Below are 13,346 nucleotides of genomic sequence, written 5' to 3'. Positions count from 1 at the left end.
TTTGTGGTACGTGAGATTTTTGTAATTTTTATTTCCATTTTTCCAATATGACCGCTTCCATTGCCATAGTAGATGACCACGAACTGTTCCTTTTGGGGATTGCCCAATTAATAGAAAGCAGTATGGATGTTTCCATCGTGTCTACCATGAAAGGGGGTACCGAAGTGAAGCATTTCCTGGACGAAGGCAAATTACCCGATCTGCTGATTATGGATTTCCACATGCCCGACGGGGGCGGGGCCAAATTGTTGTCATTTCTGGATAGGGGATACCCCGAACTCAAAAAGTTGGTGATTAGCATGGACACCGATGCGCGCACCATCAAGCTTTGCCAGCAGTTGGGGGCCGATGGTTTCATTTCAAAGGATGCGGTTTTCACCGACCTTAAGGAGGCCATCACTTCTATTTTGGAAGGGGAAACTTACTACATGATGGATAATGACAACATGGATGAGCTGGAGGTGGTATTGGCTGAAAAATACAAGTTGACCAAAAGGGAAATGCAGATTTTGGACCTGATTCTCAATGAATACCTGACTTCCGAAATTGCCGATAAACTCTGCACAAGTCCTTTGACCATCAAGACCCATCGCAGAAACATTTTCAGAAAGCTGGATGTCAGAAACCTGGCAGGACTGGTTTCTTTAATGAGAAGTATAAAATAGTACTTTTGGAGTATTTCGTAAAGGACAGATTTTCACGATCTTAGTTGGAGATTTAGAAAACCACTGACCACTTTTTCCATGAAGCATTCTTATATGATTCTAGGTGTTGTGCCGATTGTTTTATTGGGAATCTATTTTTTGATACTTTTTATGGCGGGGAAAAATGAATCGAATCAGTCTAAGAGGCTGGAAACCTCTAACCCTATTCCCGGACTTTCCCTGATTACAGCCTCCAACCATAGAAAAGCTTATGCATATGATACTCAGGAAGGCAGGCGGGAAATTGAGGCCAAAAATGGCAGGCTGGGAGAGTTGTCGTTGAATATGCCCCCTGTTTTGGAAATGGTCGGTTCGGTTCACAAATCAGTTTGCAATAGGTACAAGGTACAGTTACAATGGACTCAAGTAGCGGGTGAAAAAGTAGATCTTTATATTGATGGAGATATCCAGGGGAGCATCAAAAATTCCGGATATTTTTGGTATGAGGAAAAATCCCCGCCGTCGGCATCAAAAACATACCAGCTCTGTCCGGCAGACCAAACCCAATGTTCCAATAAGGTCAGAATTGATTTCTATTGATTGGGTGAGTTAACAGGTGGTTTTTAATTGCCCACCTTATTAAATTTAAGGTTTCTAACTCGTCCGTTGGAGACCTTGTATTCCTTAATCTGGTTGTTCACATCACGTGTGAAGACTACTTCCCGGAAGAAAAACTTATCCCCTTCAAAGGTATCCTTCTTAATGGGCTTGAGTACAATGTCGCTGTTGCGGGCATGTTTGGCCACCAGCTGGTTGTCCACTATGGTCAGCTGGTACTCCGTGGAAAGCTCCTCACTGTAAAATGTCCCGGTAAAGTCCTTTAAAATAACTGATTTGGGATCAAAATCTAAACGGCGGCTGGCCTTCAGCACCTTGTTGGGTTGCTGGATCTCCAGTCGGCTGATTTCATTGTTGCCATCGGCAATAAAACGGATAGTGGCATCCTCGCCTTCCACTTTAAACTCCATCTCCGACAGTGCCCTCAGGTGTGATCGCCCCAATCCGGCTGGGCGGGCATAGATCCCGTTTTTATCTTGGCCGACAGTGAATATTCCCATGTTTTCAAGTTCATACTCCCCCACAAAGCGCTCCAGTTTTTGGTTGTCCATATCTGGATTTTCCTGTTGGGAGGGATTTTCCGCTTGCTGCTGGGCTATGGTTTCTTCCAGGTAAATATCGGTGACCTGCAGGGCTGTTCTTTGGGACACAAAAGAGGCGTCATTGCTGAATACGATGACTGCAAAATCCTCCTCAGGGAATCTGCCTAAATAGGTTCTGAAACCTGCATCAGCCCCACCATGATGGATTTGGAACAGTCCATTGTGCGGATTGACCATCTGCCCCAGTGCCCCGCCAAACTTCTCGCCATTGTTGAGGGTGGCCTCTGTATTCATTTTTTCGATCAGGGCTTTGTCGCCTACTTTTGGGTTCTTGAAATTGAGCACCCAAAGACTCAAGTCTTCCACGGTTGTAAAGAGACTGGTGGCGCCCACGTTGGCATAGCTGAGTACGCTTTTCTTGAAGCCTTCTGGATGGGGCTTGTAGGAGTAGGCACGGTTTTTCACAATCCTTTCATGGTCGTCATAAAAAAGTGTGCTCTTCATACCCAGAGGTTTAAAGATCCGCTCGGCGGTAAACTGGGCAAAGGTTTTACCCGATACACGCTCTACCACTTCTGCCAATAGAGTGAAGCCCGTGTTGCAATACACATATTCCTCGCCTGGCTCAAAGTTTAGTTCCTTTTGCTTGCTGACAAGCTTCATCACATGTTCTTTGGTGATTACATCATCCATGCGCCACCCGGCCATGGTAAGTAGGTTCCATTGATCTCTTAACCCACTGGTATGGTTGGCCAAATGGCGCAGGGTGATGGTGTGGCCAAAATCGGGTACCTCCGGAATGTACTTCCTGATATCGTCATCCAAATTGATTAGGCCATCCTTTTCCAAGAGCAGCACCGCAAATACGGTGAATTGTTTGGAAATCGAAGCAATATGAAAAACGGTGGAAGGGGTGTTTGGGATGGAATATTCCAGGTTGGCATTTCCATAGCCTTTGGAAAACACCACCTCCCCATTATGGACAAGCGCTAGCGTTGCACCCGGGGTGTCGGGTTTGTTCCATTGGGAGAAAATGCTATCGATACGAGCCTCTTTTTGAGAATTAATTTTAGAAATACTTTGCGCTTGGAGATTGGGGATTGCCAAAAAAGCCAATAGAAAAGCAATGATATAGTTAAGCCTTGGGTAATTCATTGGTTAATTGTGGGTTAATCAACTTAATAATACGAAGACTCCGGAAAAAATCATAGTTGTGGCAATCAAATTTTGCGACGAAGGCTGATTACCCCCAACAGTGGCCCCATTGCCAAGGCGGTAAATAGAAGCTTTTCACCCATGATAGGCAACATGAAATTCAGTACCTGAATGCTTACGATGGTGAGGGCAAAACCTATGCAGTTGACTATAGTAAGTGCGGTGCCACGGGTTTCTTGGGGGGCATTTTGCACCACGAGGGTTGAAAATAACGGAGAGTCGGCAGTCACGGCCATTCCCCAAATTAGCAGGAATAGGATAAGCAGGCCTGTGGATTCCCCTGCCAGAATTAAGGGGGAAAAGATACAGCATAATCCTGAAATGGCCAGGGAGGCTGTGGCGATTCTTTTTGCCCCAAATCTCAGGGAGAGCAAACCGCCCAAGGCACAGGAGATTCCGCCCACCGCTATGATCAAGAAGCTGAAAAAGGGAACATCTAGGTTCATGGAATCATGGCTAGCGTTGAAATAGGCAAGCAGCAGGGGCAAGAAGGCCCAAAAGGCATAAAGCTCCCACATATGTCCAAAGTAGCCAAAAGCTGCAGAACGGACATTTGCATTTTTAAATACATTGAGAAAAACTGCGGGGTCAAATTGCTGCCCGGCTTTGCGGTAGGGGCCGTCCGGGACAAAAACCAGGATCAACAGTCCACCCAGCATGGCCAGAAAGGTAGTGGAGTAAACTACATAATGCCAGGGGAGTGGCCCAGTCATGCTTTTCAGGAAATGGGGGAAGGCCGTGCCCAAAACCAATGCGCCTACCAGAAAACCCAAGGACTTTCCAAGGCCTTTATCATAATAATCGGCGGCTATCTTCATGCCCACGGGGTAGATTCCGGCCAAAAAGACGCCGGTCAGAAACCTATATAGCAATAGTTCCCAGTCCTGCAGATTCTCTAGACCAATGGCCCAATTGAATCCTGCTGCCAAGAGGGAGCTGAAGAAAAAAACCTTGGATGGGGAAAACCGATCCGCCACAGTCAGTATGGCAAAAATCAGGGTGCCGGTGATGAACCCAAACTGAACGGCACTGGTAAGGTGGGCAAGAAAGTCAATCGGAAGCCCGTGCTCAGCAATAAGGTCCGGCAACACCGCATTGCCGGCAAACCATAGGGAAGTGCAAAGGAATTGTGAAAGGACAATGATGGGGAGAATGTGCTTCATTGAAATCAAAAAAACTTATTCCGATAGCAGGGATTCATAAGGGATGTTTAATTTATGATGCAAGTTTTTTATCATTGTCAAGGATAGTTTTCTTTTGCCTTTGAATAATTCAGAAACTCGACTTTTATACCCTAAAATATCTGCCAAATCTTTATTGTCCATACCCAGTTGTTCCATTCTAAATTTAATTGCGTCTAAGGGGTTTGGAGGATCAATGGGATAAAACTCCTCCTCATACTTTTCGATCAGTAAGACCAACAGCTCTGCTTCATCACCTTCTGGAGTATTCGCAGGGGCATGGAAGATTTCCTCAAGCCTGCTTAGGGCCATTTGATATTCTTCTTCGTTTTTTAAAACCTTGACAATCATTTTTTTTATATTGTTTGGGCATCTAATTTATCGTAATCTTTATGGGTACCAATAAATCTGATGAAGACCCATTGGCGCATAAAGTTTATTTCCACAATTAACCTATATCGGTTACCGCAGATATTGAATACAACCCTTCCTCCTTTCAGAATACTAGCTTTCGTATAATCCTGCTTAATATCAGCCGGGCTTTCCCATGTTGCTTTAGAGACTTCCTTAAACCAGCTTTTTAGCTGACTTTCGGTTTCTGGATTTTTTAGCCAAAATTCTTTAAGTGGTTTTTTTGAAATTACTTTCATCTAAAACAATAAAAATAAAACAAAAGTTACCAAAACGGTAATTAAAAAAAGTAAAGCCCAATAAAAACGGGCTTTAGCTTATTGGAAATGATAAAGAAAAACCAAGTTTGCCGTGAATGCGGGCTTTCTTTGGCCTTTGATCTCCAGCTTTACCTTCATTTCTGTTTTGATCGTGCCCCGAAGGTTGGTGATATTGGCCAAGGTGGCGTTTAGCCTTACCTCATCGCCAACCAAAACGGGTTGGGCAAAACGCAGGCTTTCGATTCCGTAGTTGACCATCATTTTGAGGTTGTTCACCTTGACGATCTGCTCCCAAAGGAAGGGAACGATGGAAAGGGTGAGGTATCCATGGGCAATCGGACCGCCGAATGCGCCTTCTGCCTTTGCTTTTTCAGGATCGGTGTGGATCCACTGGTGGTCCATAGTAGCATCCGCAAAAAGGTTTACCTGCTCCTGGGTGATGGTGTGATAGGCAGATACACCCAGCTCCTTACCCACATGCTGTTCGAACTCCTCGAAACTATTTATGATCAATTGGCTCATGTTAGATTATTTTTGAAGCCCTGAAGATATTAAAAAGGCGCGGGAATTGAAAAGTTTTAAATTGGAGAACGAAGACGGAAGGGCGAAAACCGGAACTTGAAGCCGCAATCTGCGACCTCAAATCGTACCATTCGTTCCGGTCTCCCGTCTTTTTCAAAAATCCTCCTCTTCCTCTTCGCCGTTGCCCATGTCAAACATGCTGCTGAACAAGTCCTTGAACTGCATGCCGGTCTCAAGTAGTTTTTTACTCAGTTGGCTGTATTCGGCCAGCCCGTGAAGGGCGAATTCCATAAAAAACTCCTTCTCCTTTTCAGCCAGGTGTTTGACCTGTGCGACCACGATATCTTCCAGCCCCGGAACTTGGTGCAAGGTACTCTTGTAGTCCTTGTCCGATTGGGAGGCTAGGATGTCCACTTCCTTTCCTTCTCCAAACCAAGCCAAGGGTAGTACATAAGGGTTGCTTTCTTTTTCCTTTCTTTTCTGGTCAGGGCTGGGGAAATAGTCCGTAAACAAAGTCCTGATTGCTTTGCCGATGAGACTGTAGGCTACAAGTCCAGCTCCTTCCTGCTCGCCTTCATAGACCAATTCCACTTTCCCGGTAATTGCGGGGACAATGCCAATTAGGTCGGCCACCCTGACTACGGTTTTTTCCTCACCGTTTTTATACAGCCTTCGTTCCGCGGCCGAAATCAGGTTTTCATAGGCTGAAATGGTCAAGCGAGCAGATACACCACTTTTTTCATCCACATATTCGCTCTTTCTGGCTTCAATGGCCACCTGCTCAATCAGGTCCTTCATTAGCTCGGGCACATGGATCCTTTCCAATGGCTTTCCGGCAAGTTTGGCCTCTTGGGCCGTGATATGCTTCCCGATCTCAATGGATTTAGGATAATGGGTAATGATCTGGCTTTCGATCCGGTCTTTCAGTGGCGTTACGATGCTGCCCCTGTTGGTATAATCCTCCGGGTTGGCCGTGAAGACAAACTGGATGTCCAGCGGAAGCCTTAATTTGAAGCCACGGATCTGGATATCTCCTTCCTGCAGAATGTTGAAAAGGGCCACCTGAATCCTGGCCTGCAGGTCGGGGAGCTCGTTGATCACGAAAATGCTGCGGTGGGAGCGGGGTACCAGCCCGTAATGGATCACCCTTTCGTCATTGTATGAAAGTTTCATGGTAGCAGCCTTGATAGGGTCCACATCCCCGATCAGATCAGCCACCGACACATCCGGAGTGGCCAGCTTTTCGGTATAGCGGTCTTTCCGGTGCCACCAGTCGATGGGAGTCTTGTCCCCTTTTTCTTCAATCAGCTGTTTGGCAAAGCTGGAAAGAGGCGCCAAGGGATCGTCGTTGAGTTCAGATCCCTGCACTACGGGCACATATTCGTCCAGCAGGTAGGTCATCATCCTGGCGATCCGGGTTTTTGCTTGGCCTCTCAGCCCTAGAAAATTGATGTTGTGCCTGGAGAGGATGGCCCTTTCTATATCCGGGATCACGGTGTCCTCGTAGCCCCAGATGCCCTCAAATACATTTTTTCCCTCCTTGATGTTTTGGATGAGGTTGGATCGGAGTTCTTCTTTAATGCTGCGGGATTGGTATCCGGAGGCTTTCAATTCCCCCAGTGTTTTTATTTTCAATAGGTCCTTACCGGTAAGGTTTTGATACTCCATGTTAAAAACGTTTGGTTCGGTTTCGTTTAAAATCTTCAAAAATCAGGTTGCCAAGGCCTTTCAGGTCGCTGTAATAGGCGTTTCCATTGTTGGCTTTGGTAAATTCCCTGACAAATTCTTTTAAATAGGGATCCGAGGCGATCATAAAGGTGGTCACCGGGATCTGGTTTTTGCGGCACTGGGTGGCCAGTTTCAGGGTTTCGTTCAAGATTTTGCTGTCTATCCCAAAGCTGTTTTTGTAATACTTGATGCCGACTTTCAGACAAGTGGGCTTGCCGTCGGTGATCATGAAAATCTGCTTGTTGGGGTTTTTTCGCCTGCGCAACAGGTCCATGGCAAGCTCCAGCCCTGCCACGGTATTGGTATGGTAAGGGCCCACCTGCAGGTAGGGCAGATCTTTGATCTGGATCTGCCAGGCATCGTTGCCAAACACGATGATGTCCAGGGTGTCTTTGGGGTAGCGGGTCTTGATGAGCTCGGCCAGGGCCATGGCCACTTTTTTGGCCGGGGTGATGCGGTCTTCCCCATACAGGATCATGGAATGGGAAATGTCAATCATCAGCACCGTGGAGGTCTGGGATTTGTACTCGTTTTCCACCACCTCCAAGTCATCCTCAGTAAGCAGGTAATCGCCTGAAAGACCATGGTTGGCCTGGGCGTTTCTCAGCGAATCGGTCAGGGCGATCTGGTCCAGGTTGTCCCCAAACTGAAATGCCCGCCTGTCGGTGCCCCTTTCCTCCCCCTGGCCCGAATGGGTGGTCTTGTGCTGTCCCGACTTGCCGCGTTTGAGCTTGCCGAAAATTTCCTCAAGCGCATTTTTGCGAATTTGTTGCTCCGACTTACCTGTGATTTTGATTTCCCCTTTTTGGTTTTCCTCGGTGAGGTAGCCTTTTTCCTTCAGATCCTCTATAAAATCCCCGATCCCGTAGCCGGGATTGGTCATGTTGTATCTTTTGTCCAAATTGCTGAGCCAGTTCAGTGCCTCGGCCACATCGCCCCCGGTCATGGTGACCAGCTGCAGGAAGAGGTTGAGCAGGTTTTCAAAGGTGCTCTTGGCCGGGTCCTGCTGTGGCACAAACTTGGTAAACTTAAATCCTTTCATACTTCCGCTCCTGATTTGGATTGATAACAATAAATCTGGGTGGGAGGTTTAATGGCAAAAGGAAGCTTAACAAAAAGAAACCATGAAAACCAACAAACGCATAAAGGTAATAGGCAAAGTGCAGGGTGTCTTTTTCAGAAAGAGCACCCAGGAAAAAGCCAGGGAGCTGGATGTTTCCGGTTGGGTGAAAAACGAGCCAGACGGGTCGGTACTGGCCGAACTGGAGGGCCACAGGCACGCGGTGATGGCCATGGAGGCCTGGCTCAAGCAGGGACCTGAAAAGGCAGAGGTCGATAACCTCATCATTCAGGATGGCGAAGAACAGGGTCATACCTCGTTTGAAATCATCCGATAATGTCGTTTATTTGGCCGTAAATTCATTTATTCCATGGCATCAAAATATATTCACGGCTACCAGGAAGTAGAGCAGGAGCGACTTGTGGAGCAGGCAAAGGTGATCGAAAACCAGATTTTCGACTTTATCGACTTTTCCCAGGTGAACAGGCTTCTCGAAATAGGCAGCGGGGTAGGAGCGCAGACCGAAATTTTGCTAAAAAGATTTCCCCACCTCTCCATCACGGGCGTGGAGTATGAAAGCAAGCAGATCGAAAAGGCCTACAAAAACCTGGAAAAGCACGGATTTGATACCGACAAAGTGGAGTTTATCCATCAGGATGCCACCCAACTTAGTTTGGAGAAGGAGTTTGACGGAGCTTTCATTTGCTGGGTACTGGAGCATGTGCAAAATCCCCAGGCAATATTGACCAGCATGAAGCCTTGCCTGAGGGACGGGGCCATGGTGGTGGTAACGGAGGTTTTTAACAGCACATTTTATACTTACCCGGAAAGAAAAGAAATACAGGATTATTGGAAAATCTACAACGATTACCAAATCAGCATAGGAGGGGACCCTGAAGTCGGGGCCAAGTTGGGAAGCATGCTTTCCGATGCCGGATATAAAGGCATACAACTCCGAAGCGGAGGGTTCCATTTGGACAAAAGGGAAGCAGATCAAAAAAGAAAGGTGTTTTCCTATTGGAAAAACCTCATGAGCAGCGGCGCGCCAAACCTGATGGAGGAAAACCTGATCACGGAAAAAGAGGTGATCACCATGCAACAGGCCATGGATGAACTCAGGGAACAGGAGGATTCCATATTCTTTTACAGGTTCATACAGGCCACGGCTTTCAAATAATGAAATTGATCAAGTGGTTGTTGTGGCTGATGGGCCGGTTACTGTTTTGGTTTTTGGTGCTGAGCGTAGGGGGTGTGGTACTTTTTAAATTTGTGCCCGTACCGGTGACCCCGCTCATGCTGATCCGCATGCTGGAGGATTACAATGATGAAAACAGGCAGGTAAAGTTCAGCTATAACAGGAAGCCTCTTTCCGAAATCAGCCTTGCGCTGCCCCTTGCCGTAGTGGCTGCAGAGGACCAGAAGTTCCTTACCCATTCCGGATTTGACAGGGAGGCCATCGAGAAGGCTTTTGAAAGCAACAAGTCGGGAAAACGTATCAGGGGTGGAAGCAGCATTTCCCAGCAGACGGCCAAAAACGTATTTTTATGGCCGGAGAGAAGCTATCTTCGAAAGGGATTGGAGGCTTATTTCACGGTTTTGATTGAATTTATCTGGGGAAAGAAACGGATATTGGAAGTGTATGTGAATGTCATCGAAATGGGGCCGGGGATATATGGGGCAGAGGCCGCAGCAAAGGAATATTTTCGCAAACCGGCGGCACAACTCAGCAGACAGGAAGCTGCATTAATAGCAGCGGTCTTGCCAAACCCCAGACGATGGAATCCCTCGAAACCTACCAGTTATAACCGCCAGCGTCAGCAGTGGATACTGAGGCAGATGAATAATCTGGGGGAGCTGAGGTATGAGTATGATTATAAATAATTGTAGAAAGACCAGTGAATGAAATGTCATAGCTGCAAAACGATTGATATACTAGCCTTTAATTCCTCTAATACATCTTCATTAACTGCACCTATTTTTCTTATAAGTCTAGATTGGGAAACAGATCTAATTTGAAAGGAATCAGCTGTGGATATTTTACTCAAAGAGTTAAGTTGATTGGGAATAATTTTAACCATCCAGGGAGCTGAAGAATATCTCTCCTTCCAATCAGTAATTGGGATTATGATTTTTAATGGTAATTTTCTAGATCATCATTACTGATAATTATGCAAGGCCTGGTTTTCTTAATTTCAGCTCCTATTGTGGGGTCAAGGTTGATTAAATAAATATCACCTCGGTTCATAAAATTCCTCAGTATCTAAGGCTGTAAATGCAGTTAATTCAGGGTCATGGGAATAATCCTCATATAAAAGGTTAGCAGCCTTTTTCAATTTAGAAGAAATTTCCTCTTTCCGAATTGCAGAAAGTGTCTTTTCTATGATGAAAAGCCTTTCTTCTTTCGGGAGTTTGCTGATTTCTTTGATTGATTCCTTGGTACCCATCGTATTAAATTACCCAATAATTTTTAAAAAAAGAAACTTACATTTTTTTTATGGGAGATTTTAAACCATCCTCGCCGTTTCCACCTGATCAATAATATCCTCATAGTCGAGTTTATCCCAGTTTTGGGTGATCAATGGATCAGCCATCACTTTGTTCATGATGCGGTCCTGGATTTTTCCCTGGGCATAAGCCTCGGAATATGGGATATCCGAAAACGTCACCATGGTATAAAGGGGAATCCACTCCTTCGGATACAGCTCATGGAGTCTGGCTTCGATTTTTTTCCGGATCAGGAATTTCGGATCGGATACCGCATCCCTCATTTCAATGAAATTTTCCAAAGCTAACTGGCTGATGGCATCCGTGTCAGGCTTTCTCATTTTCTGGAACTTCTCGAAAATCAGTTCCCAAGAAGTGGTGCCGTACTTTTCGATTAACCCATCCAATACATAGCAGTCCTCAAAACCGCAGTTCATACCTTGGCCATAGAAAGGCACCATGGCGTGGCTGGCGTCTCCGATCAGCAAACACTGGTTCTTGACCCAAGGGTAGCAATTGATGGTAATAAGTGCCGAAGTCGGATTTTTGAAGAAATCCTCCCCCAGCGTTGGCATCATGTTGTAGGCGTCGTTGAAATACGTCTTGAAAACGCTTTCAACATCCTTTTTGTCATGGATTTTATCAAAGCAAACCTTTGTTCCTTCAAAAGGAAGGAATAGTGTGCAGGTAAATGATTTGTCGGGATTGGGAAGTGCGATGAGCATAAATTTGCCCCTCGGCCAAATATGGAGCGCATTTGGGTCCATGGCAAACTCACCCTCGGCAGTCGGTGGAATGCTCAGTTCCTTGTAGCCATGGGAAATGTAATGCTGGCTAAAGTCGAACCTTTCCTGCTTCTGCATGGAACTTCTCAAAGCAGAATAAGCTCCATCAGCGCCGATGATCACATTGGCCTGATGTTTCTTGGCCTCCCATTTGGGCAGGGAAAACTTGATCTGCTTTTTGTAAATGTTGACATCCTCGCATTTGTGCTCAAAGTTTAGCTGGACCCCAACTTTTTCGGCCTCATCCACCAAGATTTGGTTGAACTTGCCCCTGGAGATGGAATAGATGGCCTCCCCGTCCTTTCCGTACTGCTGGAAAGTGGTGTTGCCATGCTCATCGTGGATGCGGCGGCCATACATGGGAATGGCCAAATCCTTGATCTTGTCTTTCAGACCGACCTTTTCCAGGGCTTTCCAGCCCCTGTCGCTCAAAGCCATGTTGATGGATCTGCCCTCTTCTTTATAAAGCTGGTGACGGCGGTCCTCCCTTTTTTCAAAGATAGACACGTCCAAACCTCTTTTTCTTAAGAATATGCCCAATAACGAGCCGATCAATCCCGCACCTAAGATGCTAATATTGTTATTTTCCATTCAATCTCCTCTTTCTATCGCTTTAAGCGAATTTCTTCAATGCTAGTTCCAGTCTTTGAGCGAATTTGTATACATCCTCAAAGCTGTTGTACAGCGGGGCAGGGGCTACGCGTATCACGTTGGGATGCCTCCAGTCGCCGACTATTCCATGGGCATACAGCTCGTCAAAGACAGCCTTTCCGCCTTTATGAACCAGCAAAGATAACTGACAGCCTCTTTCTTTCGGGCTTTTTGGTGTTATTATTTCCAAAATGCCGCTGTCCCCGCTGATACTTTCGATTAAGAACTCCAGGTATCCTGTCAATAGTTCACTTTTCTGTCTTAGCCTCACCATTCCGGCCTCCTCAAAGATATCCAGTGAGGCCTGGTGGGCTGCCAGTGCCAGCACGTTGGTGTTGGAAAGCTGCCAGCCATCTGCCCCGTACATGGGCTTGAAGCCTTTTTCCATCTTGAAGCGCTCCTCCTCATCGTGACCCCACCATCCGGCAAACCTTGGCAGGTCGGGATTGTTTGCGTGGCGCTCATTGACAAAAATCCCCGAGATGTTGCCCGGACCGGAATTCATGTATTTGTAGCTGCACCAGGTGGCAAAGTCCACGTCCCAATCATGCAGCTTTAGCGGGATGTTTCCAGCCGCATGGGCAAGGTCAAAACCCACCTGGGCTCCTGCTGCATGCCCTGCTTCGGTGATTTTCCTCATGTCAAAAACCTGCCCGGTGTAATATTGCAACCCGGCCATCATCACCAAAGCCAGTTCATTTTTATTCTCCTCAATTGCACTAAGGATATCCTCAGTCCTAAGGGTATGCTCCCCTTCGCGGGGGCTGATTTCAATAATGGCCTCTTCGGGCTTATACCCATGGAATTTCACCTGGGTTTCCAGCATGTAGATATCCGATGGAAAAGATCCCGCTTCAGTCAGCACCTTGAATTTCTTGTGGGTGGGCTGGTAGAAGCTTACCATCAAAAAGTGGAGGTTGCTGCTCAGGTTGTTCATGGCCACTACCTCATGCTCCCTTGCCCCCAGGATGTTGGCCAGCATGGGTTTGGATTTCTTGCGGATGCTGTACCAAGGGGACTCCCCGTGAAAATGGCCATCCACGGCCATTCTGGCCCAACGGTCCATTTCCTCCTGAATATAGCTGATGGCGGATTTGGGCTGTAGGCCCAGAGAGTTGCCGCAGAAATAGATGGCCTGCTGTCCGTTTACCTCCGGAAATAAGAATTTGTCACGGAAGGACCTTAGCGGGTCCTTTTCGTCCATTTCCTTGGCAAAAGCTTCGGTGTTTTGGTATTGCATGATTG

At 46.6% G+C, this 13,346-nt stretch carries 17 protein-coding genes; 5 read left to right on the top strand and 12 right to left on the bottom strand.

Annotation, left to right across the window (positions count from 1 at the left end):
- Window positions 1–47: 47 nt before the first annotated feature.
- Together KI659_RS10245 and KI659_RS10240 are read left to right on the top strand one after the other, a co-directional pair.
- Entirely contained in the window at window positions 48–665 is a 618-nt protein-coding gene (locus tag KI659_RS10245; RefSeq protein ID WP_213945252.1) for a response regulator transcription factor, read from the top strand.
- A 78-nt stretch (window positions 666–743) separates the two neighbouring features.
- Entirely contained in the window at window positions 744–1,244 is a 501-nt protein-coding gene (locus KI659_RS10240) for a hypothetical protein (RefSeq protein WP_213945251.1), read from the top strand.
- A gap of 23 nt (window positions 1,245–1,267) precedes the next feature.
- On the opposite strand, the gene KI659_RS10235 is transcribed toward KI659_RS10240, so the two are convergent.
- From KI659_RS10235 to KI659_RS10205, 7 genes are all read right to left on the bottom strand, one after another.
- Window positions 1,268–2,959: a serine hydrolase domain-containing protein gene (locus tag KI659_RS10235; RefSeq protein ID WP_213945250.1), complete on the bottom strand. Its 1,692-nt coding sequence runs from the start codon at window positions 2,957–2,959 to the stop codon at window positions 1,268–1,270.
- Between the two features lie 65 nt (window positions 2,960–3,024).
- A complete protein-coding gene (locus tag KI659_RS10230) occupies window positions 3,025–4,182 on the bottom strand; it encodes an MFS transporter (RefSeq protein WP_213945249.1) in 1,158 nt (385 codons plus the stop codon).
- Window positions 4,183–4,197: 15 nt separating this feature from the next.
- Window positions 4,198–4,551, bottom strand: a complete 354-nt coding sequence (locus tag KI659_RS10225; RefSeq protein ID WP_213945248.1) for a helix-turn-helix domain-containing protein — start codon at window positions 4,549–4,551, stop codon at window positions 4,198–4,200.
- Window positions 4,552–4,556: 5 nt separating this feature from the next.
- Entirely contained in the window at window positions 4,557–4,850 is a 294-nt protein-coding gene (locus KI659_RS10220; protein ID WP_213945247.1) for a type II toxin-antitoxin system HigB family toxin, read from the bottom strand.
- Window positions 4,851–4,928: 78 nt separating this feature from the next.
- The gene (locus KI659_RS10215; protein WP_213945246.1) at window positions 4,929–5,393 is read right to left on the bottom strand and encodes a MaoC family dehydratase; all 465 of its coding nucleotides are present in this window, start codon (window positions 5,391–5,393) and stop codon (window positions 4,929–4,931) included.
- 153 nt (window positions 5,394–5,546) lie between these two features.
- Window positions 5,547–7,061 carry a P-loop NTPase family protein gene (locus KI659_RS10210; protein WP_213945245.1) on the bottom strand — a complete coding sequence of 505 codons (1,515 nt, stop codon included), beginning with the start codon at window positions 7,059–7,061 and terminating at the stop codon, window positions 5,547–5,549.
- Window position 7,062: 1 nt separating this feature from the next.
- Window positions 7,063–8,163, bottom strand: coding sequence for a vWA domain-containing protein (locus KI659_RS10205; protein ID WP_213945244.1), 1,101 nt, complete (start codon window positions 8,161–8,163; stop codon window positions 7,063–7,065).
- Between the two features lie 82 nt (window positions 8,164–8,245).
- Here KI659_RS10205 and KI659_RS10200 point away from each other — a divergent pair, with 82 nt between their 5' ends.
- Genes KI659_RS10200 through mtgA form a run of 3 tightly spaced genes read left to right on the top strand, consistent with a single transcriptional unit; the run spans window position 8,246 to window position 10,062 of the window.
- On the top strand, window positions 8,246–8,518 hold the full coding sequence (locus KI659_RS10200) for an acylphosphatase (RefSeq protein ID WP_213945243.1): 273 nt from the start codon (window positions 8,246–8,248) through the stop codon (window positions 8,516–8,518).
- Between the two features lie 33 nt (window positions 8,519–8,551).
- Window positions 8,552–9,358: a class I SAM-dependent methyltransferase gene (locus KI659_RS10195; protein ID WP_213945242.1), complete on the top strand. Its 807-nt coding sequence runs from the start codon at window positions 8,552–8,554 to the stop codon at window positions 9,356–9,358.
- Window positions 9,358–10,062: a monofunctional biosynthetic peptidoglycan transglycosylase gene (mtgA, locus tag KI659_RS10190; RefSeq protein WP_213945241.1), complete on the top strand. Its 705-nt coding sequence runs from the start codon at window positions 9,358–9,360 to the stop codon at window positions 10,060–10,062. Before KI659_RS10195 ends, mtgA begins: the two co-directional genes overlap by 1 nt.
- A 26-nt stretch (window positions 10,063–10,088) precedes the next feature.
- Here the strand turns inward: mtgA and KI659_RS18765 are convergent, their stop codons facing one another.
- From KI659_RS18765 to kynU, 5 genes are read right to left on the bottom strand one after another with little or no spacing between them, the layout of a single operon-like run.
- A complete protein-coding gene (locus tag KI659_RS18765; RefSeq protein WP_394370087.1) occupies window positions 10,089–10,307 on the bottom strand; it encodes a type II toxin-antitoxin system PemK/MazF family toxin in 219 nt (72 codons plus the stop codon).
- A 5-nt stretch (window positions 10,308–10,312) separates the two neighbouring features.
- A complete protein-coding gene (locus tag KI659_RS18665) occupies window positions 10,313–10,426 on the bottom strand; it encodes a type II toxin-antitoxin system PemK/MazF family toxin (protein WP_213945240.1) in 114 nt (37 codons plus the stop codon).
- Complete coding sequence (locus KI659_RS10175; RefSeq protein ID WP_213945239.1) at window positions 10,413–10,625, bottom strand: hypothetical protein; 213 nt, start codon at window positions 10,623–10,625, stop codon at window positions 10,413–10,415. The genes KI659_RS18665 and KI659_RS10175 overlap by 14 nt, the downstream gene beginning before the upstream one ends.
- A 60-nt stretch (window positions 10,626–10,685) precedes the next feature.
- The gene (locus tag KI659_RS10170) at window positions 10,686–12,041 is read right to left on the bottom strand and encodes an FAD-dependent oxidoreductase (protein ID WP_213945238.1); all 1,356 of its coding nucleotides are present in this window, start codon (window positions 12,039–12,041) and stop codon (window positions 10,686–10,688) included.
- Window positions 12,042–12,063: 22 nt separating this feature from the next.
- On the bottom strand, window positions 12,064–13,341 hold the full coding sequence (gene kynU, locus KI659_RS10165; protein ID WP_213945237.1) for a kynureninase: 1,278 nt from the start codon (window positions 13,339–13,341) through the stop codon (window positions 12,064–12,066).
- Window positions 13,342–13,346 lie beyond the last annotated feature (5 nt).

Origin of the sequence: Litoribacter ruber (assembly GCF_018449405.1) — a bacterium.
GTDB classification, from domain to species: domain Bacteria; phylum Bacteroidota; class Bacteroidia; order Cytophagales; family Cyclobacteriaceae; genus Litoribacter; species Litoribacter ruber.
This window is presented reverse-complemented; position numbering and strand designations above follow the sequence as displayed.